The sequence below is a fragment of the Aestuariivirga sp. genome (assembly GCF_020252405.1).
In the GTDB taxonomy this organism is placed as follows: domain Bacteria; phylum Pseudomonadota; class Alphaproteobacteria; order Rhizobiales; family Aestuariivirgaceae; genus Aestuariivirga.
In genome coordinates this window covers 26,629-50,654 of sequence record NZ_JADCDA010000078.1, presented here as the reverse complement: position 1 = coordinate 50,654, position 24,026 = coordinate 26,629, and the positions used below count along the sequence as shown (strand labels likewise).

Below are 24,026 nucleotides of genomic sequence, written 5' to 3'. Positions count from 1 at the left end.
GCCATGGCCGAACACAACTCCATCTGGGAGACGCTTGGCTTCCGCAAGGCGAGCGGCGTGGGCGAGGCGGGCTGGGGCCGGACGCTGGCCGTCGCCATCGTGTCCTTCATCTACTTCCTGCCCGTGCTGTTCATCATCTTCACCGCCTTCAAACCGCAGGACGCGGCCCTGTCCGTGCCGCCGACTCTGTCGCCCACCTCGCTTTTCGGCCTCATCCCGGAGCAGTTCGTATTCACGCCCACGCTGGAGAATTTCGGCTCGGTGTTCATGCGCTCCATGACGGCGGGGGGCGCGCCGGAGCCCACGGGCTTCGACCGCTATTTCTTCAACTCCATCGTCATCGCCTCGTCTTCCGTGCTGCTGGCGCTGGTGATCGGCACACTCGCCGCCTTCGGCTTCTCGCGCTATCCGCTGAAGGGCAATGACACCTATCTTTTCATCATCCTGACGACGCGCATGCTGCCGGCCATCGTTGTCATCATCCCGGTCATCCTGATGTTCCGCGTGGTGGGCCTCTCCGGCTCATATACCGGGATCATCCTGCTCTACACCGCTTTCAACCTGGCCTTCACCATCTGGATGATGAAGAGCTTCTTCGACGAGCTCTCGCTCGACGTGGAGGATGCCGCGCGCATCGACGGTTCGTCTGACACCGGGGTGTTCTTCAAGATCGCCCTGCCGCAGGTTATCGCGGGTCTTGCCGCCACCTTCGTCTTCGGTCTCATTCTCACCTGGAACGAGTTTCTCTTCGCGCTGCTTCTGTCGGGTCCTGACACGCGCACCGTGCCCGTCGCCATGAACCAGGCCGTCTCGTCCGGCGGCCGCGGCACCGACTGGACGCTGCTGGCGGCCATCGAAACCCTGTTCCTCATACCCGTCTTCCTCGTCACCTTTTTCCTGCAGAACCACCTGCTGCGGGGCGTGACCTTCGGAACCGTGAAGCGCTGACATGCCGACGATCGAAATCCGCAAAGTCACCAAGCAGTTCGGCGCCTTCACCGCGGTGAAGGATGCGGACCTGAAGGTCGAGGCCGGCGAGGTGGTCTGCCTGCTCGGCCCTTCGGGCTGCGGCAAGACGACGACGCTGCGCATGATCGCCGGGCTCGAACGCGCCACCGGCGGAGACGTCATCATCGCCGGCCAGCGCATGAACGATCTGCCGCCGCAGCGGCGCGACATCGCCATGGTGTTCCAGTTCTACGCGCTCTATCCGGCGCTCAACGTGGGCCAGAACATCGCCATGCCGCTGCATTATGAGGGCCTGTCCAAGGCCCAGTCCGATGCCCGCGTCATGAAGGTTGCGCAGATCATGCACCTCACCGGGGTGCTGGACCGCATGCCGAACCAGATTTCGGAGGGCGAGAAGCAGCGCCTCGCGGTGGCGCGCGCCATCGTGCGCGATCCCAACTGCTTCCTTTTCGACGAGCCGCTGTCGCGGCTTGACGTGGAGCTGCGCCACTCGATGCGCGGCCAGATCAAGGAGGTGCTGACCGGCCTCTCCAAGGCCACCGTCATCGTCACGCATGACCAGCTCGAGGCCCTCACCATGGCGAGCCGCATCGCCATCATGAAGGATGGCGTGATCGAGCAGGTGGGCACGCCGCACGAGGTCTTCGCCAAACCCGTCAATGTCTTCGTCGCAAGCTTTATCGGCACGCCGCAGATGAACCTGGTGGAGGCCGATCTCATAAGCTTCGGCGGCGGCAAGGCGGATGTGATGCTGGCCGGCCAGCCGCTCAGCATCGCGGCCGACCCTGCCGTGTCGCGGCTGAGGCCGTCGAAAATCACCGTCGGCATCCGGCCGCGCGCCTTCACCGCGGCGCAGGACAGGGCGGGCGACACCATCGCGGCCCAGGCCGAGCTGATCGAACCGATGGGAGCGGAGACATTGATCCATGCCCGCACCGCGTCGGGCGGCGACATCCGCGTGGTTGTGCCGCGCGACAAGCGGGTGAAGGTAGGCGAGGCGCTGCATCTGCGCCCCGACCCGCGGCAGACGCATTTCTTCGGCGAGGACGGCAAGGCGGTGCGCGCATGAGCAGCCAAGAGCACCGACAGGATCCGGGCATGGCGCGCCAGCAGGCGCTGCGCCTCGAATTTGTCATCATAGGCCTCGGCATCTTCGCGCTGCTGCTGATCTTCCAGCCCTTCAGCCTGCAGCTCTTCGCGGTGGGCAGCGTGCTGGTGGTGATCGCCGGTCTCATCAACAATCTGCTGCCCATGGCCCAGCCGGGCGTGAAGGTCCGCAGCGTCGTCACCGTCGCCATGGTGGTGGCGATGATCTTCCTGATCGTGCTGCTGATTGCGATCGGTGCGGCGCATCTCTATGGCGCCTTCTTTCTCAGGCCGCCTGATCCCAACACGCTGGCGGGGAAGGCGCAGCTGGCGACGCCGCCCTTCTGGCGCCAGCCGCTGGTCTGGGGCATCGCCGCCGCGGCGGCCGTGCTGGCGCTCGCCATCACCGCGATGAACAGGACGCGGACCTGAATCGGCGCAAGATGAAGAACGGGAAAATCGGGACATGAGATTTCAAGGCAGGCGTGCCGTCGTCACCGGCGGTCTCTCGGGTATCGGCGAGGCGGTGGCCAGGCGCATCACAGCCGAGGGCGGCAAGGTCGTTGTCTGGGACATGCAAGGCGGCATAAAAACCGACATCTCGAACTGGGATTCGGTCGAGGCCGCCGCTGCGGAAACCGTGAGGCAGCTGGGCGGCATCGACGTGCTGGTGAACAGCGCCGGCATCGCCGGGCCCACCGCCACCGTGCTCGACGTCAGGATCGAGGACTGGCACAAGACCATCGCCATCAATCTCGATGGCGCCTTCTTCACCAACCGCGCGGTTGTCCCGCATATGCTGGCCAATGATTATGGCCGCATCGTCAACATCGCCTCGATCGCCGGCAAGGAGGGAAACCCCAACGCGTCCGCCTATTCGGCCTCCAAGGCCGCCGTGATCGGCTTCACCAAGTCGCTGGCCAAGGAACTGGCGAAGACCAACATCACGGTGAACAGCGTGACGCCCGCCGCCGTGCGGACACCGATTTTCGACCAGCTGCCGCAGAGCCACATCGACTTCATGCTGTCGAAAATCCCCATGGGCCGGCTCGGCAAGGTGGACGAGGTGGCAAGCCTCGTCTGCTGGCTCGCGAGCGAGGAATGCTCCTTCTCGACGGGTGCGGTGTTCGACGTCTCCGGCGGCCGCGCCACCTATTGAGGCAGGCGACCGCGCCGCGCCGTCAGATGGCGGTGTAGCCCCCATCCACCAGCAGGTCATGCCCGCAGATCATGTCCGAGGCCGAGGACGCCAGGAACAGGATCGCATCCGCCACTTCCATCGGCTTGCCGAAGCGGCCGCCGGGGATCTTGGCCTTCATCGGGTCGCCCTTCTCCGGCTTTCCCCACACCTGCTCGCCCATGGGGGTGAGGATCACGGTGGGGCACACCGTGTTGATCTGGATGTTGTGCTTTGCCCACTCCACCGTCATCACCTTGGTGAGCATGTTGAGGCCGCCCTTGGAAGCGCAATAGGCCGCGTGCCCCTCCAGCCCCACGACGCCCGCCTGGGAGGAGACGTTGATGATCTTGCCGCCCTTGTGTCCGATCATGCCGGGAACGAGCTCGCGCGCCAGCAGGAAGGGCGCGCGCAGGTTCACCGCCATGGTGGCGTCCCAGTCGGCGACCTTGGCATCCTCCAGCCGGTCGATCAGCGCGATGCCGGCATTGTTCACCAGAATGTCGATGTGCCCGAAAGCCGCCAGCGCATCATGCGCCGCCTTCACCGGGCCATCGGCCGTGGCCATGTCGGCGGAAATCGCCACGCAGCGCCGGCCCAGCGCCTCCACGGCTGCCTTCGCTTCCGCCAGTCCCCCGCGGTCGCGGCCCACGGCGGCGATGTCCGCACCCGCATCCGCCAGCACCCTGGCGGTCTCAAGCCCGATGCCCTTGCTGGCGCCTGTCACCAGCGCATGCTTGCCCTTGAGGCCAAATCTTTTCGTCCAGTCACCCATTGTCTCGCCTCCCGTTTTTGGCGATCTTCCCGTGCCGAACGCCAGCGGTCAATGGCAGGGAGAGGACAGCCGCATATGCAGAGAATGGGACGCGTCATCAAGCTGAAGCCGGAGGTCATCCCGGAATACAGGCGCATCCACGCCGCCGTCTGGCCCGAGGTGCTGAAGGCCATCGCTGACTCGAACATCCGGAATTATACGATCTTCCTCAAGGAGCCGGAGAACATGCTCTTCGCCTACTGGGAATATCACGGCAGCGATTTCGGGGCCGACATGAGGAAGATGGCGGACGTCCCGCGCATGCAGGAGTGGTGGAAGATCACCGACCCCATGCAGACGCCCTTCGAGACCAGGAAGGAGGGCGAATGGTGGGCGGAGATGGAGAACGTGTTCCACACGGATTGATCGGAAGATTTCCCTTCTCCCATTGCTTCGCAACGGGAGAAGGGAAGTGAGGACTACCGCTTCCGCTTCCTGCCAAGGAAATTCCGCTCCAGCTCCGCAAAGGCGCGCTGATAGACGTTCTGCTCGGTGCGCGGGATCAGCACCACGTCGTCCTGCGGGCTCGCCACCCAGTCGCCGGTCCAGACGCCGAATGTGGTGTTGTCCGCCGTCACCGGCCATAACCGCGGGCCGGAGACATAGTTCATCCACGGGATCTCGCACTTGGTGATGCGGTAGGAGAAGCTGCGCTCCCGGTCGTCGAGGTGCAGGAGTTCCTCGTTCAGGCGCCCCTCGCCGAAATAGAAGTCGCGGATGCCGGAGACCTTGTCGGAGCGCTGGCGCTTCAGCATGCGCATCCTGGTGATCTCCCCGTGCCAGCCGCCCATGCCGGCGAAGTCGCGCATCGCCTTCCACACATCATCGACCGGCGCCTTGATGGCGCGCGAGGTCCACACCTTGTTGGGCTGAAATCCCTTCCAGCGCTCGGCGCCTGCGGGCTTCTCCGGCTTCGTCCTGGCAAGCAGCGCCGCAAGCGATCTGAAATTGGCGGCGAAGACGCCGTCGGAGACGATCTTCCGATACTTGCCTTCGTCTTCCGGCGCTTCGTCGAATGTGGCCTCCCATTCGGCGAAGGTCTGGTCGGTGTGGGTGACGGGGTGGAGCCCCAGTGTCGCGAGATAGTTCCTCACCGGAAAAGCCGGCGTCTCGAAATTATAGCTGAAGCGGCGCTTCGCATCGTCCAGCATCAGCAGGCGCTCGCGCACATGCGCGCCATTGGCGAGGTGGAAGGAGCGGATGCAGCCCACCACGTCCGCGTCGAGGCCCTTCTCGATCTTCGAGCTGGTGACGCCGCCGCCCGTCCAGTTCGGCAAGCCGTTGAAGTCGCGCACGATGGACCACACGGTTTCGACGGGGGCCTTCAGGATGATCGATGCATAGGCGCGGGCCATTCTACTGTCCTCCGGTAATGTCGCGGAAGGCGTGGACCGCGGCTTCGGCGAAGGCCTTCTCGTTGATGTGGGCGCCGATCTCGATGAGCTGGCGGTTGGGCGCGGGCGTCCATGCCGCGCGGATCGCTGCAAACAATGCGGCATCCGCCGCCGGATCGTGGAAAGGTTTGCCCGGCGCGTCGATGGCGGAGACGCCGTGGAGCGGCAGCAGGAAACGCACCGGACCCTCCATGCGGTTGACGCGCTCCACGATCCAGCGGCCGATGGCGGCATTCTCTTCCGCCGTGGTGCGCATCAGCGTCACCTGCGCATTGTGGACATGGAGGTTGCGGCCCGCGAACCGCGCCGGAACCGTGTCGCGGCCGCCGAAATTCACCATGTCGCAGGCCCCCACCGAACCCACCCAGGGGATGCGCGTGCGGATGACGGCGCCGAAGCGGTCCTCCGTACACGGCAGAACGCCGCCGGACAGACGGTCCGCCACCTCCGTCGTCGTGATGTCGAGGGCCGCCGTGATGAGCCCCGAGTCGATCAGCTTCTCCAGGCACTGCCCGCCGGCGCCGGTGGCGTGGAAGACGAAGCATTCGCAGCCGCCCCCGATCAGGCGCCGGATCTGCGTGATGCAGGGGGTGGTCACGCCGAACATGGTGAGGCCGACGGCGCGCCCGGCCTCATGGCCTGCGGGAACGGCATTCATCGCCATGCCGGCCGCGGCATTTATCGCCATGCCGGCCGCGGCATTTATCGCCATGCCGGCTGCGGCATGCGCGGCATTGCCGATCACCCGCCGCGTGATGGCGTTGAGGCCTGCCACATCCGCCACCGCATGCATCATCATGATGTCGGTGGGGCCGACGTAAGGGGCCACATTGCCCGATGCCATGGTGGAGACCATCAGCTTCGGCACGCCGATGGGCAGCTGGCGCATCGCCTCCGTCACCATGGACGTGTTGCCGCCGCCGCCCAGCCCCAGCACCGCGCCGATGTCCCCGCGCGAGACAAGGTAGTTCCCGAGCGCCTCCGCCATGGCGGCGATGGCCTTGCCGCGGTCGGCATGGCCCATAACGGCCGCGGCGCCGGAGGGGTGGTGTTTCGCCACCGTCTCCGGCGTCACGTCGGCCTGCGCATGGCTCCGTGCCGTCGAGATGTCAACCAGCAAGGCCGGGGCGCCGGCAGCCTGCACACGCTCCATGGCGTAGCGCAGCTCCGCCTCCTTGGTGTCGCAGGTGCCGATGACGTAGACCGGCTTCACGCCCCGGCCCAGCCCTGCTTCATGTTGCGGAAGCCGAGCTTGTAGACCTCCTCAGGCGAGGGCGCGAAGTCGCGCCACACGCGCGTCGCCGCGGCGAGTGCGGGCATGGAGCGCCCAAAGGCCTCGACGGTGAGGAAGCCGTCATACTTCGCTTTCTTCAGCGCCTTGTAGGTTTCAGCCCACGGCACATGGCCCTTGCCGGGCGTGCCGCGGTCATTCTCGGAGATGTGCACATGCGCCATGTGCTTCGCGATGGTCTTGATCGCGCCAACCGGGTCCTTCTCCTCGATGTTGGAATGGAAGGTGTCATACATGCCCCGGATATGCGGGTGGTTCGCCTCGTCCAGATAGTCGCGGAGCTGCTGCATGGTATTCAGGAAATAGCATTCGAAACGGTTCAGCGCCTCGAGTGCGAAGGTCACGTTTTTCCTGCCGGCATAATCGCCCGCCTTCTTGTGGAAGCTCAGCGCACGCTTGCGCTCCGCCGCAGTGGCGGGGTTGCCGGAGAAGAAGCCGAGCTCCGAATGCATCGGCCCGCCAAGAATGGTGGCGCCGAGCGCGGCGGAACAGTCCACCGTCCATCTGGCATGGTCCAGCGCGGCGGCCTGGCTGGCCTTGTCGGGCGACAGCGGGTTCTTGCCCTGGATAACGCTCACCACGGTGCGTTCCAGCCCGATCTTGTCGAGCAGCTCGCCCAGCCTCGCGTAGTGATCGGGCGTTCCCTCGAACATCGGGATCTCGACCCCGTCATAGCCCGTCTTCTTCAGCGCCCTGAGGATCGGCTCATGCGCCGCGGTGACATGCGGCGTCCACAGCAGAAGATTGAATCCCAGCTTCATCCGACGTGCCCTCCCAAGCACGGGCCGCAGGACAAACCGTCCCGCGCCTCTTGTCAATTCCCGATATGCGTCCCGCCTTGGGGAGGAGCCCCGAATGAACAGGCCGCACGGGCCCGCTTCCCCCATGATCTGCCGCGCATGGTTCATGCGCTGGTGAAGCAGCCGGTGACATCGCGCATGTTCAGATCAGGTGGAATCGCCTGGTCGGCGCACGCGTCTGATCGATAGAGTATTTTCACGCCAACTGGACACCGGTTGACCGGCGGAACTGCGACCGAACAAGCAGATACGGCGGGCTCAGCCGAACAGCACCGCGCCGGTTTCCACCAGCGTGCGCAGGCCGATGCCGATGGCGAAGACGCCGGCCAGCGCCTGAAAGCCGCGGGTGGCCCAGGTGAGCGTCATGGCGGTGTATGACAGCGGCACGGCGATCACGGTGGAGAAGATCACCATGCCGGCGATCGAGCCGATGGCGAACAGCAGCATGAAGGCGAGGCCGAGCGGCGCCGAGGGCGCCGTCGAGGCGGCAAGCGCCACCAGTGCCGCCGAACCGGCAAGCCCGTGCATCATGCCGATGGCGAGGCTGCGCTTCCAGCCGCCGGCAGGATGTGGATGGGCATGGCGGCTCAGCGCGTGGTTTTTCACATCCCCGGCATGGCTGTGGGCATGGAAGTGAGCATCCCCGCCATGGCGGTGGGTGTGGAAGTGAATGCGGTCCCGCACCAGAATGTAGAGCAGCCGCGCGCCGAGCAGCACCATCATGATGCCGACGGCGAATTCAAGCCCGCTGGCCAGCCTCTCGCTGAGGGTCAGTTCGAGAGCATAGACCGCGCCGCCGAAGGCGCCGAGCATCAGCGCATGCCCCATGCCCCAGACAGCGCCATGCCGCACGATCTGGCCGATGCCGCGCTTTTCCACCGAGATGGTGGAGACGGCGGCGATGTGATCGGGCTCCAGCGCGTGCTGAAGGCCGAGGATGAAGCCGAAGAGAACCCAGGCGATCATCGGAAAGCTATAGACCGCGCATCGCCGCGGCGCGAGGATTGTTTGCGGCGGGTTTCCTCTCGGCACCGTCACCCCGGCCTTCGTGTGACGTCCCGGATGGTTGGGTTGATCGTCTGGGAGCGGTCTTGGGTATCTTCAGGGTCAGAAGCGGCTCTCATGATGATCAAGCGTCATTCCAACGCTGCCGTCACCCCAGGACCGGGGCCAAGTCAATCGCTTGAGCATGATGGGCAAAAGCGGTTCCGCTCTCGCGGATCATGCCCTGGCAACTGGCGCCTCATCCCGCCACGACATCCGGCGTACAGATCGGCATTATCTTGCCATCGCCCTCATGGTCGGAATTCCGTCCGCGGACGTGGTGGCGGTGCTGGCCTATCCGTGGATTAAGGCCCGTCCGGGGCGCGACGCGGCAGGCCGGGCCGATGCCGCCATCAACGTCACCCTCTTCGTCTGCGCCTTCGCCGCGCAATAACTGGCGGGCGTCAGGATCGGGCTTTTCCCCGCGGGCGCGACCCGCTACAGCCTTGAGGGTTAAAGCTGCGCGATCGGCATCTTCCTGCTGGCCCCGTTTTCCGCCTATGGCTGGTATCTCGCGGCCCCGCCGCACAAGGAGACGCGCCAATGAGCAATCCTGTCATCGCCGAAGTCACCCGCGGCGGCATCGTGGAAAGCCGCCACCGCGGCGCCTATGCCGTTGTGGACCGGGCGGGCCAGGTGGTGGCCGCCGGGGGCGGCATCGCCGCCGCCGTCTATCCGCGATCAGGCGTAAAGGCTTTCCAGTGCCTCCCCGTCATCGAGGCTGGCGCGGCCGGCCGCTTTGGCTTCACCGAGGAGGAGATCGCGCTGTGCTGCTCCTCGCACAATGGCGAACCGGACCATGTGCGCGTGGCCCGCGCCATGCTGGCCAAGGCCGGCAATGCCGAGAGCCTTTATGAATGCGGCGCCCACTGGCCGTCCTTCGAGGAGGCGCGCTTCGATCTCATCCGCAACGGCGAGCCCTGTGGCGCCGTCCACAACAACTGCTCCGGCAAGCATGCCGGCATGCTGGCGCTGGCGCGGCAGCTGGAGGTCTCCCCGCATGGCTATGTGAAGCCGGACCACCCGGTGCAGCAGGCCATCGCCAGGCGCATCGGCGAACTCTGCGGCATCGGGCTTTCGCAACAGCCCGTCGGCATCGATGGCTGCTCTGCGCCGACCTGGGCCATTCCCCTCCAGAACCTTGCCATGGGCTTCGCCCGTTTCGCGGACCCTGAGAACAAGGCCGCCCGCCGCATCATCGATGCGGTGCGCAAGCATCCCTTCATGGTGGCGGGCACGGGCGACTTCGACACGCTCATCATGGAGGCGGCGCCGCGCCTCTTCATCAAGACCGGGGCAGAGGGCGTCTATTGCGCCTGCATTCCACATGCAGGCCTCGGCATCGCCCTCAAGATTGACGACGGCGCGGCGCGCGCCGCCGAAGTGGGCATCGCGGCGGTGCTCTCCGGGCTCGACGTGTGGACGCCCGGGGAGAAGGCCACGCTCGAACGCTTCCGCCGCCATGACCTCGCCAACTGGCGCAAGATCGGGGTGGGCGAAGTGCGGGGGCTGCGGCTGTAACGCGCCCGTCACATCGCCGCGCAATGCTTGTCTGACCAATCCGGAAACCCGCATGCGACAGATGCTTCTCGCCACGGCAGTTCTTGCCGCGCTGGCCGCCTCCGCCCAGGCCACCGAACTCACCATCATGAGCTTCAACATCTGGGGCGGGGGCGGCAACGCCAAAAAACCGGTGGACGAAACCGTGGCCGTCATCAAGGCGGTGAACGCGGACATCATCGGCATCCAGGAGACGCGCCTCGAGAGCGACCCCTGCACCGCCGATTCCTGCCCGCCTGCCGGCGACAGCGTGGCGCCCAAGTTGGCTGCGGCGCTTGGCTACCATTACTATGACCAGACCAGGCAGAACGACGCGCTCTGGTCCAATGCCATCCTCAGCCGCTATCCCATCGGCAAGGCGACGCCCAACGACACCGGCGTCGAGATCATGATCGACGGGCGCAGGGTGCACGCCTTCAATATCCATCTTGATGACTCGCCCTACCAGCCCTACCAGCTGCTCGGCATTGCCTACGGCGATACGCCTTTCCTGAAGACGGCCGGGGAGGCGGTGAAGGCCGCGGCAGCAACGCGCGGTCCCGGCCTCAAGATCTTGTTCGACGACATGGCCGCGGCGGGCGAGGCGGACGCCGCCTTCGTGTTCGGCGACTTCAACGAGCCTTCGCACCGTGACTGGACTGAGTCTGCCGTGAAGGCCGGAAACCAGCCGATGGCGGTGCAGTTCCCCACAGTGAAGGCCATTGAGGACAAGGGCTTTGTCGACACCTTCCGTGCGGTCTACCCCGATGCCGGCGTGAAGCCGGGAATGACCTGGACGCCCACCACGGAGCCTTCCGCCAAGGACGACCACCACGACCGCATCGACTTCGCACTGGCCCGCGCCAGGGACTTGCAGGTGATCGAGGCCGGCATCGTCGGCGAGAAGGCGCCTGAAGCCGATATCGTGGTGACGCCGTGGCCCAGCGACCACCGCGCCACCATGGCGAAGGTGAAGTTCTGATCTATTCCGCCGCGCGCTGGGCGTAGCCAAGCTTCCGGTTCAGCCTTTCCAGCAGTGACATCGCCGCATCGGGGATCACCGTGCCCGGCGGGAACACGGCGGCGGCGCCCATGTCGATGAGCGTCCGCACATCCTCCGGCGGAATGACGCCGCCGACCACGATCATGATGTCGGAGCGGCCTGCCTTGTCGAGTGCGGCCTTCAACAGCGGCACCAGCGTCAGGTGCCCGGCGGTCAGCGTCGAGACGCCCACGGCATGGGCCTGTTCCTTCACGGCTTGCGCGGCAACTTCTTCCGGCGTGGCGAAGAGCGGGCCGATCGCCACATCGAAGCCCATGTCGGCGAAGGCCGAGGCGATCACCTTCTGGCCGCGGTCATGTCCGTCCTGCCCGACCTTGGCGACCAGGAGCTTCGGCGCGCGGCCATCGGCCTCGCGGAAGGCTGCCACGGCGTGCCGGACCTGTTCGATCTTGTGCGTGTCGCGCGGGGTTGCGGCATAGACGCCCTTCATGGCGCGGATCGTCGGCGTGTGGCGGTTGAACACCCTCTCCAATGCGAGCGAGATCTCGCCCACCGTGGCCTTGGCGCGCGCGGCGCCGACGGCGGCTTCGAGCAGGTTGCCCTGTCCGGTCCGCGCCACTTCGGCGAGCCTCGCGAGGGCGGCTTGCGTCTCCGCCCCGTTGCGCTCGGCGCGGAGCCGCCGCAGCTTCTCGATCTGGGCGGCGCGCACGGCGGAATTGTCGACCTTCAGAATGTCGATCCTGGCGTCGTCCAGGGCCTGGTGCTTGTTGACGCCGATCACCGCCTGCTCGCCCGAGTCGATGCGGGCCTGCGTCCTCGCGGCGGCCTCCTCGATGCGCGACTTCGGGATGCCGGCTTCGATGGCCCTGGCCATGCCGCCCATCGCCTCGATCTCCCCGATGTGCTCCCACGCCTTGTTCGCGAGGTCCATGGTGAGGCGCTCGACGAAATAGCTGCCACCCCACGGGTCGATCACCGTGCAGGTTCCCGCCTCCTGCTGCAGGAACAGCTGCGTGTTGCGCGCGATGCGGGCCGAGAAGTCGGTGGGCAAGGCCAGGGCCTCGTCCAGCGAGTTCGTATGCAGCGACTGGGCGCCGCCCTGCGTCGCCGCCATGGCCTCGATGCAGGTGCGTGTCACGTTGTTGAACACATCCTGCGCGGCGAGCGACCAGCCGGACGTCTGGCAGTGCGCGCGCAGGCTGAGCGAGCGCTCGTCCCTGGGGTCGAAGCGCTTCATCAGCTTGGCCCAGAGCATGCGGGCCGCGCGCATCTTGGCCACTTCCATGAAGAAGTTCATGCCGATGGCCCAGAAGAAGGAGAGGCGCGGCGCGAACTCGTCGATGTTCAATCCCGCCGCCACGCCGGCCCTGGCATATTCGAGGCCGTCGGCCAGCGTATAGGCGAGCTCGAGATCCGCCGTGGCGCCCGCTTCCTGCATGTGATAGCCGGAGATGGAGATCGAGTTGAACTTCGGCATCTTCTCCGCGGCGAACTTGAAGATGTCGGAGACGATCTTCATCGACGCCGCGGGCGGATAGATGAAGGTGTTGCGGACCATGAACTCCTTGAGGATGTCGTTCTGGATGGTGCCCGCGAGCTTCTCCGGCGGAACGCCCTGCTCCTCGCCCGCCACGATATAGAGCGCCATCACCGGCAGCACCGCGCCGTTCATGGTCATTGACACGGTCATCCGGTCGAGCGGGATGCCGTCGAACAGGGTCCGCATGTCATAGATCGAGTCGATCGCCACGCCCGCCATGCCAACGTCGCCGGCGACGCGCGGATGATCCGAGTCATAGCCGCGGTGCGTGGCAAGGTCGAAGGCGATGGACAGGCCCATCTGCCCCGCCGCCAGGTTGCGGCGGTAGAAGGCGTTGGAATCCTCCGCCGTGGAGAAGCCCGCATACTGGCGGATCGTCCAGGCTTGAGTCGTGTACATGGTGTGGTAGGGGCCGCGCAGATAGGGCGGCGCTCCCGGCCAGGTGTTGAGGAAGTCGATGCCCTGCATGTCCCCGGGGCCGTAGGCACACTTCACGTGCAGACCTTCGGGCGTCAGCCAGTCCGGCGCGGCGCAGCCATCGACGGAGGAGGTCTGGAGCGCGATCCTGGAAAAGTCCGGAATGCGGCTCATCGCGGGGCCTCCGTTTCGGGGGCATATTCCTGGCCCAGGGGATAGGCAGCGGCGCCGATGATGGGCAGGCTCGCCTTCGAGTCCGGATTGGGCGCGGGCCAGTCGCCGGCCTCCGCCGACTGGAAGACCTTCCACGCGGCCTCGCACAGGCCCTGCGTGCGGGTTTCGATGTAGCCCGCACCCAGCGCCGGATCGGCGACGCGCCACAGGTTCGATTCCTCCGTCAGCACGTTCTGCACATTGCGCGCCACGCGGCGGGCGAAGGCGTTGGGCAGGCCTTGCGCCAGAGAGAGGGGAAGAACGGCGATCGAATCCGCGCCGCCCAGCCCTGCGCCGAACACCGCCGCCGTGGCGCGCAGGATGTTGGTGTGCGGGTCCTTCACCGCCATCATGCGCCAGGAGGTTTCGGCGTGAAGCCTGAGCGGGGCATCGGGCAGCCCAGCCGCCTGCAGCACGCGCCGCCAGAGCAGCCGCATGGCGCGGAACTTGGCGAGTGTGGCGAACATGTCCTGGTTTGCAGCCAGCGTGATGCCGGTCGAGCGCACAAGGCGCAGGTCGTTGAGGCCTTCGAGCGAGCGCAGCGTGGCCACGGCGGTGGCGAGCGTGGCGCCCAGTTCATGCGCGCCGGTTGCGCCCTGCTCATGCCAGATGCGGCCGTCAGCCTCCATGTAGGGGCCGGTATAGCCGCGCCGGGCGAGTTCCGCCGCCTCGGCCGGCGAGGTGACCGCGAAGGAGACGCTGAGGCGTTCGGGGTCGATGGGTTCCCTGGCGATCAACTCGGCGATCGCCATGGAGCCGCTGCCCTCGACGCGCAACGCCACGGCATGCAGGTGCACGCCCTGCAGCACGCGGGCGAGGCGGGCCGGATCGAGCCCATAACCGCGCGCGGTGGCCGAATCGCTGCTCACCAGTACGAGGCCGGTGGCGCCATTGGACAGGTCGTCGAGCGCCAGTTCATTGGCGCGGGCCGCATCGGGGTGGTCGGCGCGCTGGAACAACGTCCACGGCGCCTGCATTGCGCGGGCCGCGCGCGGGCCGGCAAGCTGGCCGTATATCGGTTCCAGCCGGATGCCGTCGGCGGAGGTGTGGACCAGCTTCTCCTCGAAACTGGCGCCCTTCAGCACCGCCTCGACGCGCTTCATCCACCCGGCCCGGCTCATGGCCGGAAATTCGGAGGCCAGTTTCAGATCACCCATGGTCCCGCGACAACCCAGTCTCTTGCGAATACGAAAACACTAAAGCAGTTTCAGTTCAGGCGGAACCGCCTGGCCGGAACATGCGCCGGATCACATGCTGGGGCGTAATCTTATCGCAAAAGCGGGTTTCACTTTTGCGGATCATGCTCCAGCGAAGACAGAGCACCGCCGCGAACCTCCCATGGTCCGATCGGGCGCTGTCAGACGTAGCCGGAAAGCCCCGGAATGGAGCCTGCCACCTCCTTGACGAGGGGTGCGCCTGCCCTCTCTTTCGCATAGTCGAGCGCCGTCGTGTTCAGCGCCTTGATCTGGTCCATGGACAGGCCCGCGGCGGAGAGTTTCGAGATGGCGGCGAGGGGGCCGCCCATCATTCCGCCGGCCAGCATTCCGAGGAGGCCGCCGCTCCTGCCGGCCCCGTCGCCGCCCTGAACGCGGGCGAGGTCCGCAGCACCCGGCAGCCTGTCGAACAGCTCCTGCACCTTGTTCCGGTTTCCCTGCGTCTGGATCAGGTTCAGCAGAATGCCGAGCCCCTTTTGGGCCTTCTCCGGCGAAAGCCCGCTGGCCATCACGATCCGGCCGATCAGTTCCTGCATGCTTTCGTCCTGCTCATTGCGAAACCCGGATGCTTATAGCAAGAAAGGCTTGTTGGAAGCGAATTATGGGGGAAAAACTGTCCATGTCCGGTTCGACGGTCTTCATCGGCCACAGCACCAAGCGGGTGGACCTGTTCCTCGCCATGGCCAACCGCCACGGCCTCGTCACCGGCGCCACCGGTACCGGCAAGACGGTGACGCTGCAGATCATGGCGGAGGGCTTCTGCAACGCGGGCGTGCCGGTCTTCGCGGCGGACGTGAAGGGCGACCTCTCGGGCATCGCCATGGAAGGCGAGCCCAGGGAGGCCCTCGTCGAGCGTGCCAGGTCCATGGGCTTCGACGATTATGGCTTCGCGGCCATTCCCACAATCTTCTGGGACCTCTTCGGCGAGCAGGGCCACCCGATCCGCACCACGATTTCCGACATGGGCCCCCTGATGCTGTCGCGTCTCATGGGACTGACGGATGCGCAGGAGGGCGCCCTCAACATCGCCTTCAGGCTGGCCGACAAGGAGGGCCTCGCCCTTCTCGACCTGAAGGACCTGCGCGCGCTCCTGAAGGACCTGGGCGGCCGCGGCAGGGACCTCGCCACCGAGTATGGCAATCTCTCCGCTCCCACCATCGGCGCCATCCAGCGTCGCCTGGTGGTGCTGGAGGAACAGGGCGGCGACCAGTTCTTCGGCGAACCTGCGTTGGACATCCATGACTTCATGCGCACCACCGCGGCCGGCAAGGGCTATATGAACGTGCTCGCCGCCGGCACGCTCATCAATTCGCCGCAGCTCTACGCCACCTTCCTGCTCTGGCTGATGTCCGAACTCTTCGAGCAGATGCCCGAAGTGGGTGACCCCGAAAAGCCGAAGATGGTGTTCTTCTTCGACGAGGCGCATCTTCTGTTCTCGGATGCGCCCGCAGGCCTCGTTCAGAAGATCGAGCAGACGGTGAAGCTGATCCGCTCCAAGGGCATCGGCATCTATTTCGTGACGCAGAACCCGCTCGACGTGCCCGAAAGCGTGCTGGCCCAGATGGGCAACCGCATCCAGCATGCGCTCCGCGCCTATACCCCGCGCGAGCAGAAGGCCGTGGCCACAGCCGCCTCCACCTTCCGGCCCAACCCCGCCTTCAGGACGGAAGAGGCAATCACCCAGCTTGGCAAGGGCGAGGCGCTGGTTTCGGTTCTCGACCTCAAGGGAGTGCCCACCATGGTGGAGCGCACCATGATCCGCCCGCCGTCCTCGCGCATGGGGCCGGTCACGCCGGAGGAGCGCCAGAGGATCGTCAGGAATTCGCCGGTTTACGGAAACTACGAACAGGCGGAAGACCGCGAGTCCGCCTACGAGATACTGACCAAGCGGGCCAGCGAGCGCAGTGCCGCGAGCGAGCAGGAGAAGGCCAACAAGGCCGCGCAGAAGGAAGCGGACCAGCAGGCGAAGGTCCAGTCCCGCACGAGCGGGCGCGAAACCGCCACCGACCGTTTCGTCAAGAACATGGCGGGCACCGCCGGCCGCCAGATCGGCAACATGCTGATTCGGGGGATTCTGGGCAGTTTGAAGAAATGGTGAGTCCGCTTCACCCACACGTTCACCTCGCCGGGTCATGCCCGGCGAAGGTGAGATGTGGCGCGGTGCGGACGTGACGGCGGTCAGGGGCAGTCCTTCCCCTCAGATGATCTCATCCTCGTCCGCCAGCGCCGCCGCTTCATCCGGGTGCTGACGAATTGCCGCCAGCGGCGTGGCCCTGGCGATGTGGAACACGGCGTCGCCGCGGTTCACCAGCGGCAGGTTGGTGCGGCCCACGATGATGCCGTCCCATTCGGCGAACAGCGGCAGGGATGACTGGCCCCATGGATCCGCCACCACGCCCACCACCTCGCCCTTGCCCACGCGGTCGCCGGTGCGCCGCGTGGTGTGCAGGATGCCGCTTTCGGGCGCGCGCACCCACGAACTTGCATCCGACAACACTGTTTGGCCCACCGGCCGCGGGTGTGGCTCCACCATGCCGAGATGCGCCATCACGCGCAGCGTGCCGCGCACCGCGGCGTCGATGGCGGGCTCGTCGAAGCGCAACGCCTCGCCGCCTTCATAGAGCAGCACCTTCACGCCGGCCCCGCGGGCGGACAGGCGAAGCGAGCCCTCGCGCAGCCTGGAGATCAGGATCACCGGCGGCGCGAAGGCCTGCGCCAGTCTCAGCAGTTCTGGCTCGTCGGGTGCGAGGCGCACCTGCGGCAGGTTGGAGCGGTGCAACGCCGCGGTGTGGAAATCGACGCCATACTGGCTCTTCAGCACCACTTCGCGGAAGAAGATGTCGGCCACGAGACTCGCCAGCGAGCCGCGGTCGGTGCCGGGAAAGCAGCGGTTCAGGTCGCGCCGGTCCGGCATGTAGCGGGTGTGGTTGAGGAAGCCGAAGCTGTTGACGATCGGCACGGCCAGCAGCGTGCCGCGGAGGCCTTGCAGCGCGGGATGGTTCAGGATGCGGCGGATGATCTCCACACCCTGGATCTCGTCGCCGTGGATGGCGCCCGAGAGGAACATGGCGGGCCCCGGCTCCTCGCCATGCACCACGTGGACGGGCAGCATCACGTGGGTGTGGTTCGACAGCGTGCTGACCGGCAGGTTCACCGTGGCGCGCTGGCCCGGCCCGACGCTGGCCTCGCCAAGGATAAAGCTGCTCATCCCTTGCCCCGCGTGCGCGTGTGGCCGGGTTTGGCATGGCGCTCGACGAAACGGATGATGGTGCTGGCCACGTCCACGCCCGTCGCCGTCTCGATGCCCTCGAGGCCGGGCGAGGAATTGACCTCGATCACCACCGGCCCATGCGAAGAGCGCAGCATGTCGACGCCCGCCACGTTGAGGCCCATCGAGCGCGCCGCCTTCAGCGCCGTGGCTTTCTCCAGCGGCGTGAGTTCGATCATGCTGGCGGTGCCGCCGCGGTGCAGGTTGGAGCGGAAGTCGCCCTTCGCGCCCTTGCGCTCCATGGCCGCCACCAGCGAGCGGCCCACGATGAAGGCGCGGATGTCGCTGCCCTCCGCCTCCTTGATGAATTCCTGCACAAGGATGGCCACATTGGCGCCGTGGAAGGCCTCAACCACCGACTTTGCCGACTTGTGCGTTTCGCTCAGCACCACGCCGATGCCCTGCGTGCCCTCCAGCAGCTTGATGACGACGGGGGCGCCGCCGACGATGTCCAGCAGGTCATCGGTGCGCTTGGAGTCATGCGCGAAGGCGGTGACGGGAAGCCCCACGCCGTCACGCGCCAGCAATTGCAGCGAGCGCAGCTTGTCGCGCGAGCGGCCGATGGCCACCGATTCATTCAGCGGATAGACGCCCATCATCTCGAACTGGCGCAGCACGGCCATGCCATAGAAGGTGTGCGACGCGCCGATGCGCGGGATCACCGCGTCGAAGCCCTCGAGCTTCTCGCCCTGAAAGCGCAGCTCCGGCTTCCTGGACGTGATGTTCATATAGCATTTGAGATAGTCGACCGGCACCATCTCGTGTCCGCGCCTGGCCGCCGTCTCGATCAGGCGCCGGTGGGAATAGAGTTTCTGGTTTCTTGTCAGCAGCGCGATCTTCATGGCGTCTTGCGTTTCTTCGCCGAAAGCAGGTTGGTCTTCGCCGGGTGCACGAGGAAGTCATGACCGATGGAGCCGCGGCCCAGCAGCATGGCGACGCCCATGTCGGTGCGGTCAGTCAGCGTCACGTCGATGCGCAGCATGATCTTGCCGATCTTCACATCGGTCTCGACCACGGCGCGCGTCTCGGTCTGGCCGTTGGAGCTTTTGACGCGCCGCATGCCCTTGAGCGGCAGGCGGCAGCGGTGGCGGCGCTTTGGCAGCGGCAGCACGAAGTTCACGTGATGGTCGTCGCGCTCGATGTTGGTGGCGTGCAGCGCGGCCAGGCGCGCCCCGGTGTCGATCTTGGCGGAGAAGGCGCCCACACCCAGCTGCGGCAGGCTGACCTTTTCGCGCCAGCCGATGATCACCGGCTGGCCGTCCCCCGGCTGTCTGGTTCGCGCCGTCCGCATGAGTCCAGTTTAGGCCGGGCGCGCGGCTTTAGTCGAGCTTGATCGTTTCGGCGATCACGATGCCGAAGCCTGAAAGGCCGACATAGTGGCGGTTGGAGGAGGAGACGAGGCGGATGGAGCTGACGTTGAGGTCGCGCAGGATTTGCGCGCCGAGGCCCACGTCACGCCACGACTGCTGGCGCCGGGCGGCGCTGCCGGTCTTCTCCGCACCCGCCAGCTGGCCTGCCGGAACGCCGGCGGCCCCTTCCTGCAGGTAGACCAGAATGCCCGAACCCTCGCGCCTGAACACCTCGAACACCTTGTTGAGCGTGCCGCGCGTGCCGAACACGTCTTCCAGCACGTTCTCGCGGTGGAGACGCACCGGTACCGCCTTGCCCGGCGAGACATCGCCGAACACCAGCGCCAGTTGTGCCACCTGGTCGAAGGGGGTGACGAAGGAATAACCCCTGGCCTTGCCGATCACTGTCTCGACGTCGAACTGCGCGGTCTGCTCGACCAGGCGCTCCAGGCGCTGGCGATAGGCGATGAGGTCGGCGACCGAGATGATCTTGAAGCCATGCTCGCGCGCGAAGGCCATGACCTGCTGCCCGCGCTTCACCGAGCCGTCATCATTGACGAGCTCGCAGATGACGCCGGCGGGGTGGAGGCCGGCGAGCTTCACGAGGTCCACGGCCGCTTCCGTGTGGCCCGAGCGCATCAGCACCCCGCCGGACTTGGCGACCAGCGGGAAGATGTGGCCGGGACGCACGAAATCATCCGCCACCACATTGCGGTTGGCCAGCGCATGGCAGGTCGCGGCACGTTCCCTGGCCGAGATGCCGGTGGTGAGGCCCTCCTTGTAGTCGATCGTCACGGTGAAGGCGGTGCCCATGGGCGCATCGTTCAGCGCCACCATGGGGTCGAGCTTCAGGCGCCTGGCGTCCTCGGCGGTGATCGGCGTGCACACGATGCCGGAGGTGTGGCGCACCATGAAGGCCATCTGCTCAGCCGTGATCTTGGCGGCCGCGGCGATCAGGTCGCCCTCGTTTTCGCGGTCGTCGTCGTCGATGACGACCACCATCTCGCCCGCGGCAATCGCCTTGATCGCGTCCTCGACAGGGTCGGGCTTGTGTTGGTTCGGCATGGTCTGGTCTCCAAAATCCTGCGCGCGCACCTTGTTGCCCGTGGCGGCGGCAATCTTGTTGGCGAGATCAAGGGAGGGCTGCGCCCCCGCCACGAGCTGCGAGACCCGGCCCTGGGTGACCCCCAGCCGCCGCGCCAGTTCGGATTGCGACATACCGCTATTAATGAGCCACTCGGAAAGCTTCATGAGGGTGCTATTAGCACCGCTAATAGTTCTGTGCAAAGCCCCTCTGCGGCTTATTCGCCCCAGCTGCGTTCCAGCACCCGCATCCAGTTTCCGGAGCACAGCTTGCGGCTGAGGTCCGCGCCATAACCATGCGCGGCCATGGCTTCGACCAGCCGGGGGAGGCCCGTCACGTCGCCGATCTGGGAGGGGATGCGGGCGCCGTCGAAGTCGGAGCCCAGCCCCACATGGTCCTCGCCCGCCAGCTTCATCATGTGGTCGAGGTGGCGGAGCATGGTGTCCAGCCCGTTCTCGCTCTGCCAGCGGCCATCGGCGCGCAGGAAGCCATTGGCGAAGTTCAGCCCCACCATGCCGCCTGTCTGGCCGATGATCTTCAACTGGTCGTCGGTCAGGTTGCGTGAGGATTGGCACAGCGCGTGCGCGTTGGAGTGGGTGGCGACGATGGGGGCGGTGGAGTGGCGCGCCACGTCCCAGAAACCCTTCTCGTTGAGGTGCGAGACGTCGAGCATGATCTTGAGTTCGTTGCAGCGCCGCACCAGCGCCTTGCCGGCCCCGGTGAGGCCAGAGCCGGTGTCGGGCGAGGAGGGGAAGCGGAAGGGCACGCCCTCGCCGAAGGCATTGTTGCGGCTCCACACCAGGCCGAGAGAGCGCAGGCCTGCCATGTGCAGCACGTCGAGCGACTTCAGGTCCGGGTCTATCGCCTCCGCACCCTCGATATGGAATATCGCGGCGATCTTGCCCTGGGCCACTGCATCGCGAATCTCCGCGGCGGTGCGGCACAGCTTGAAGCGGCCCCCGGAGCGTTCTTCGATGCGGTGGAGGATCGAGGCCATGCCGATGGTGGCGTTGAGCGCGCCCGCCTGGCCCACGTGGTTGGCGGGCGGCGGGTTCATGTCCTCGTCGTCGACGAGTGACGCGTCATCGGGGCTCGGCGCGAAAATGGCGAAGAAGCCGCCCTGGAAACCGCCCCTGATCATGCGGGGCAGGTCGAGATGGCCCTGATTGTCGCCATTCAGAAAGTCAGCGACGGGGTCGCCCTGCTTCTTGCTCCACAGGCGGAGCAGCACGTCGTTGTGGCCATCGAAGACTGCAACCAAGATCTCATCCCCCGTCAGGCAAACAGCCGGGCAAAACCCGGCCGTTCATTGCGTTTCTTGTCCGGCGGGCGGTCACGCCCCGGAGAACATCTCGTCGACATAGTCCCAGTTGACGAGGTTATCGACAAAGGCCTCGAGATATTTGGGGCGGAGGTTGCGATAGTCGATGTAGTAGCTGTGCTCCCACACGTCAACGCCGAGGATGGGCGAGGCGCCGTGCATCAGCGGGTTCTCGCCATTCGGCGTCTTCATGATGGCGAGCTTGCCGTCCTTCCTGGCGATCCAGGCCCAGCCGGAACCGAACTGCGTCACGCCGGCCTGGATGAAGTCGGTGCGCATCTTGTCATAGCCGCCAAGGTCCGCATCGATCGCGGCCTGCAGCCTGGCCGGAATCTTCTTGCCGCCGCCATTGGGCTTCATCCAGTTCCAGAAGTGGACGTGGTTGTAGTGCTGGCCGACATTATTGATGAGGGGGGCGTTCTTCTCGGCGAAGGCGGTCTTGCAGATCTCCTCGACGGACTTTGAGGCGAGCGGGCTGTCCTTCAGCGCGTTGTTGCCATTGGTCACATAGGCCATGTGGTGCTTGTCATGATGATACTCGAGAGTCTCCCTGGACATATAGGGGCCAAGTGCATCATAGGCATAGGGCAGGGCGGGCAGTTCGAGAGCCATTGTCGTTCCTCCATGAAAGCTGTCGGACCTATCTAGTCCGTGCAGACTGGACGCGCAAGGAACACCGCCAACAGCCTGACAACGTCCAGGCATGCGCCGAACGCCGCAATTGTTGTTTTTGCCTTGCATCGGACTTGACATTTGGGCCCTGGCGGGGGCCCGGAGGGAGACGTTACGCCTCAGATCATCGCCATGCCGCCATTGACGTGCAGCGTCTGACCGGTCACGTAGCCCGCCTCGTTGGACGCGAGATAGAGCACCGCCGCGGCAACGTCATCCGGCGTGCCCAGCCTGCCCGCCGGCACGCGGCCGAGGATCGCTTCCTTCTGCCTGTCGTTCAGCACATCCGTCATCGGCGTGGCGATGAAGCCCGGCGCCACCGCATTGACGGTGACGTTGCGCGCCGCGAGTTCCTGCGCCAGCGACTTGGTGAGACCGATGACGCCGGCCTTGGAGGCCACGTAATTGGCCTGGCCCGGATTGCCGGTCACGCCCACCACCGAGGTGATGTTGACGATGCGGCCCCAGCGCTTCCGCATCATGCCGCGCATCGCGGCGCGGGCGAGGCGGAAGGAAGCGGTAAGGTTCACGTCGATCACCGCGGACCAGTCCTCATCCTTCATGCGCATCGCAAGCCCGTCCCTGGTGATGCCGGCATTGTTGACGAGAATGTCAAGCGGGCCCATCGCGGCTTCGGCCTCCGGCACGAGCTTCTCCACCGCGGCGGCATCGGACAGGTCGCACGGCAGCACGACCACGCGGCCGCCGCCGAGCTCCGCCTTCAGCTCTTCCAGCACAGCCGCGCGCGTGCCGGAGATGGCGACGGCGGCGCCCGCCTTGTGCAGCGCCCTTGCGATGGCCGCGCCGATGCCGCCCGTGGCGCCGGTGACGACGGCGGTCTTTCCGGTCAAATCGAACATGGCGCTTATCCTTTGATCTGGGCCGCCGCCGCGGCGATGTCTTCGGGCGTGTTGACGGCGAAGGCCGTGGCCTCGGGCGCGTTCTTCTTCGACAGGCCCGTCAGCACCTTGCCCGCGCCGATCTCGTAGAAGCGGGTGACCCCGTGGGCCACCATGTAGGCAACGCACTCGCGCCAGCGCACGGTTCCGGTGACCTGGGCGACGAGACTCTCCCGGATCGCGGCAGGCTCGGTCAGCGGCGCTGCGCCGGCATTGGCCACCACCGGCGCAACAGGGGCTTTCATCGCAACGCTCGACAATGCCTGCGCCATCACATCCGCCGCGGGCTGCATCAGCGCGCAGTGGAAGGGGGCGGAGACGGCCAGCATCACGGCGCGCTTGGCACCCTTCGCCCTGGCGATCTCGGCACAGCGTTCGACGGCGGCCCTGGAACCGGAGACGACGACCTGCCCGTCGCTGTTGTCATTGGCCGCCTGGCACACGTCGCCCTGCGCGGCCTCGGCTGCGGCCGCGGCGGCAGTGGCGAAGTCGAGATCCAGCAACGCCGCCATGGCGCCGGTGCCGAGGGGGGTTGCACTCTGCATCGCCTGGCCGCGAATCCGGAGGAGGCGCGCCGCATCAGCCAGCGTGAAGGCGCCCGCGGCAGCCAGCGCGGAATATTCGCCCAGCGAATGCCCCGCCACAAACCTCGCTGTGTTCGCAACCGTGATGCCGTACTCGGACTCAAGCACGCGGATCGCCGCCATGGACACCGCCATCAGCGCCGGCTGGGCGTTCTCGGTCAGCGTCAGCTCGGCATCCGGGCCTTCCCACATCAGCGCCGAAAGATTCTGGCCCAGCGCCGCATCGACCTCCCCGAAAACGGCGCGGGCGGAGGCGAAAGTTTCGGCAAGGCTCTTGCCCATGCCGACCGCCTGGCTGCCCTGGCCGGGGAAGATGAAGGCCGTTGTCATCCTGAAACCTCGGGTGAT

General features: G+C 66.2%; 25 protein-coding genes. 9 read left to right on the top strand and 16 right to left on the bottom strand.

Annotation, left to right across the window (positions count from 1 at the left end; genetic code table 11):
* The first annotated feature begins 3 nt into the window (after positions 1 to 3).
* Genes IOC69_RS12030 through IOC69_RS12015 form a run of 4 tightly spaced genes read left to right on the top strand, consistent with a single transcriptional unit; the run spans position 4 to position 3,214 of the window.
* The gene (locus tag IOC69_RS12030; protein WP_290543799.1) at positions 4 to 948 is read left to right on the top strand and encodes a carbohydrate ABC transporter permease; all 945 of its coding nucleotides are present in this window, start codon (positions 4 to 6) and stop codon (positions 946 to 948) included.
* 1 nt (position 949) lies between these two features.
* The gene (locus IOC69_RS12025) at positions 950 to 2,038 is read left to right on the top strand and encodes an ABC transporter ATP-binding protein (protein ID WP_290543798.1); all 1,089 of its coding nucleotides are present in this window, start codon (positions 950 to 952) and stop codon (positions 2,036 to 2,038) included.
* 29 nt (positions 2,039 to 2,067) lie between these two features.
* Positions 2,068 to 2,487 carry a hypothetical protein gene (locus IOC69_RS12020; protein WP_290543797.1) on the top strand — a complete coding sequence of 140 codons (420 nt, stop codon included), beginning with the start codon at positions 2,068 to 2,070 and terminating at the stop codon, positions 2,485 to 2,487.
* Positions 2,488 to 2,521: 34 nt separating this feature from the next.
* Entirely contained in the window at positions 2,522 to 3,214 is a 693-nt protein-coding gene (locus IOC69_RS12015) for an SDR family NAD(P)-dependent oxidoreductase (RefSeq protein ID WP_290543796.1), read from the top strand.
* Positions 3,215 to 3,236: 22 nt separating this feature from the next.
* On the opposite strand, the gene IOC69_RS12010 is transcribed toward IOC69_RS12015, so the two are convergent.
* Positions 3,237 to 4,007: a glucose 1-dehydrogenase gene (locus IOC69_RS12010; RefSeq protein ID WP_290543795.1), complete on the bottom strand. Its 771-nt coding sequence runs from the start codon at positions 4,005 to 4,007 to the stop codon at positions 3,237 to 3,239.
* A 75-nt stretch (positions 4,008 to 4,082) separates the two neighbouring features.
* Here IOC69_RS12010 and IOC69_RS12005 point away from each other — a divergent pair, with 75 nt between their 5' ends.
* Complete coding sequence (locus tag IOC69_RS12005) at positions 4,083 to 4,412, top strand: L-rhamnose mutarotase (protein ID WP_290543794.1); 330 nt, start codon at positions 4,083 to 4,085, stop codon at positions 4,410 to 4,412.
* A gap of 53 nt (positions 4,413 to 4,465) precedes the next feature.
* Here IOC69_RS12005 and IOC69_RS12000 read toward each other — a convergent pair whose 3' ends face one another.
* The 4 genes from IOC69_RS12000 to IOC69_RS11985 form a co-directional block, all read right to left on the bottom strand.
* Positions 4,466 to 5,401 carry an SRPBCC family protein gene (locus tag IOC69_RS12000; RefSeq protein ID WP_290543793.1) on the bottom strand — a complete coding sequence of 312 codons (936 nt, stop codon included), beginning with the start codon at positions 5,399 to 5,401 and terminating at the stop codon, positions 4,466 to 4,468.
* Position 5,402: 1 nt separating this feature from the next.
* Positions 5,403 to 6,653 (bottom strand): Tm-1-like ATP-binding domain-containing protein, encoded by a 1,251-nt coding sequence (locus IOC69_RS11995; RefSeq protein WP_290543792.1) that lies wholly within the window; start codon positions 6,651 to 6,653, stop codon positions 5,403 to 5,405.
* On the bottom strand, positions 6,650 to 7,492 hold the full coding sequence (locus IOC69_RS11990) for a sugar phosphate isomerase/epimerase (RefSeq protein ID WP_290543791.1): 843 nt from the start codon (positions 7,490 to 7,492) through the stop codon (positions 6,650 to 6,652). Before IOC69_RS11990 ends, IOC69_RS11995 begins: the two co-directional genes overlap by 4 nt.
* A 297-nt stretch (positions 7,493 to 7,789) precedes the next feature.
* Positions 7,790 to 8,497, bottom strand: a complete 708-nt coding sequence (locus IOC69_RS11985) for an urease accessory protein (protein ID WP_290543790.1) — start codon at positions 8,495 to 8,497, stop codon at positions 7,790 to 7,792.
* A gap of 331 nt (positions 8,498 to 8,828) precedes the next feature.
* Here IOC69_RS11985 and IOC69_RS11980 point away from each other — a divergent pair, with 331 nt between their 5' ends.
* The 3 genes from IOC69_RS11980 to IOC69_RS11970 all read left to right on the top strand — a co-directional run bounded on the left by IOC69_RS11980 (position 8,829) and on the right by IOC69_RS11970 (position 11,096).
* Positions 8,829 to 8,969, top strand: a complete 141-nt coding sequence (locus IOC69_RS11980; RefSeq protein WP_290543789.1) for a hypothetical protein — start codon at positions 8,829 to 8,831, stop codon at positions 8,967 to 8,969.
* A 149-nt stretch (positions 8,970 to 9,118) separates the two neighbouring features.
* Positions 9,119 to 10,096: an asparaginase gene (locus IOC69_RS11975; RefSeq protein WP_290543788.1), complete on the top strand. Its 978-nt coding sequence runs from the start codon at positions 9,119 to 9,121 to the stop codon at positions 10,094 to 10,096.
* Between the two features lie 52 nt (positions 10,097 to 10,148).
* Positions 10,149 to 11,096 carry an endonuclease/exonuclease/phosphatase family protein gene (locus tag IOC69_RS11970; RefSeq protein WP_290543787.1) on the top strand — a complete coding sequence of 316 codons (948 nt, stop codon included), beginning with the start codon at positions 10,149 to 10,151 and terminating at the stop codon, positions 11,094 to 11,096.
* Between the two features lies 1 nt (position 11,097).
* Here IOC69_RS11970 and scpA read toward each other — a convergent pair whose 3' ends face one another.
* From scpA to IOC69_RS11955, 3 genes are all read right to left on the bottom strand, one after another.
* Positions 11,098 to 13,248, bottom strand: coding sequence for a methylmalonyl-CoA mutase (gene scpA, locus IOC69_RS11965; protein WP_290543786.1), 2,151 nt, complete (start codon positions 13,246 to 13,248; stop codon positions 11,098 to 11,100).
* Positions 13,245 to 14,408, bottom strand: coding sequence for a methylmalonyl-CoA mutase family protein (locus IOC69_RS11960; RefSeq protein WP_290543785.1), 1,164 nt, complete (start codon positions 14,406 to 14,408; stop codon positions 13,245 to 13,247). Before IOC69_RS11960 ends, scpA begins: the two co-directional genes overlap by 4 nt.
* Before the next feature lie 236 nt (positions 14,409 to 14,644).
* Positions 14,645 to 15,037 carry a DUF2780 domain-containing protein gene (locus tag IOC69_RS11955; RefSeq protein ID WP_290543784.1) on the bottom strand — a complete coding sequence of 131 codons (393 nt, stop codon included), beginning with the start codon at positions 15,035 to 15,037 and terminating at the stop codon, positions 14,645 to 14,647.
* Between the two features lie 83 nt (positions 15,038 to 15,120).
* Between IOC69_RS11955 and IOC69_RS11950 the strand changes: the two genes are divergently transcribed.
* Positions 15,121 to 16,599 carry a helicase HerA-like domain-containing protein gene (locus IOC69_RS11950; RefSeq protein ID WP_290543783.1) on the top strand — a complete coding sequence of 493 codons (1,479 nt, stop codon included), beginning with the start codon at positions 15,121 to 15,123 and terminating at the stop codon, positions 16,597 to 16,599.
* Positions 16,600 to 16,698: 99 nt separating this feature from the next.
* Here IOC69_RS11950 and IOC69_RS11945 read toward each other — a convergent pair whose 3' ends face one another.
* From IOC69_RS11945 to fabD, 8 genes are all read right to left on the bottom strand, one after another.
* Entirely contained in the window at positions 16,699 to 17,709 is a 1,011-nt protein-coding gene (locus IOC69_RS11945; RefSeq protein WP_290543782.1) for a succinylglutamate desuccinylase/aspartoacylase family protein, read from the bottom strand.
* Entirely contained in the window at positions 17,706 to 18,611 is a 906-nt protein-coding gene (rimK, locus tag IOC69_RS11940) for a 30S ribosomal protein S6--L-glutamate ligase (RefSeq protein ID WP_290543781.1), read from the bottom strand. The genes IOC69_RS11945 and rimK overlap by 4 nt, the downstream gene beginning before the upstream one ends.
* Positions 18,608 to 19,060, bottom strand: coding sequence for a RimK/LysX family protein (locus tag IOC69_RS11935; RefSeq protein WP_290543780.1), 453 nt, complete (start codon positions 19,058 to 19,060; stop codon positions 18,608 to 18,610). The genes rimK and IOC69_RS11935 overlap by 4 nt, the downstream gene beginning before the upstream one ends.
* Before the next feature lie 28 nt (positions 19,061 to 19,088).
* A complete protein-coding gene (gene ribB / locus IOC69_RS11930; RefSeq protein WP_290543779.1) occupies positions 19,089 to 20,369 on the bottom strand; it encodes a 3,4-dihydroxy-2-butanone-4-phosphate synthase in 1,281 nt (426 codons plus the stop codon).
* Between the two features lie 50 nt (positions 20,370 to 20,419).
* Complete coding sequence (locus IOC69_RS11925; protein ID WP_290543807.1) at positions 20,420 to 21,466, bottom strand: dipeptidase; 1,047 nt, start codon at positions 21,464 to 21,466, stop codon at positions 20,420 to 20,422.
* A 69-nt stretch (positions 21,467 to 21,535) separates the two neighbouring features.
* On the bottom strand, positions 21,536 to 22,135 hold the full coding sequence (locus tag IOC69_RS11920; RefSeq protein WP_290543778.1) for a superoxide dismutase: 600 nt from the start codon (positions 22,133 to 22,135) through the stop codon (positions 21,536 to 21,538).
* Positions 22,136 to 22,314: 179 nt separating this feature from the next.
* Positions 22,315 to 23,055, bottom strand: coding sequence for a 3-oxoacyl-[acyl-carrier-protein] reductase (fabG, locus tag IOC69_RS11915; protein ID WP_290543777.1), 741 nt, complete (start codon positions 23,053 to 23,055; stop codon positions 22,315 to 22,317).
* Positions 23,056 to 23,060: 5 nt separating this feature from the next.
* Positions 23,061 to 24,008: an ACP S-malonyltransferase gene (gene fabD, locus IOC69_RS11910; protein WP_290543776.1), complete on the bottom strand. Its 948-nt coding sequence runs from the start codon at positions 24,006 to 24,008 to the stop codon at positions 23,061 to 23,063.
* Positions 24,009 to 24,026: the final 18 nt, after the last annotated feature.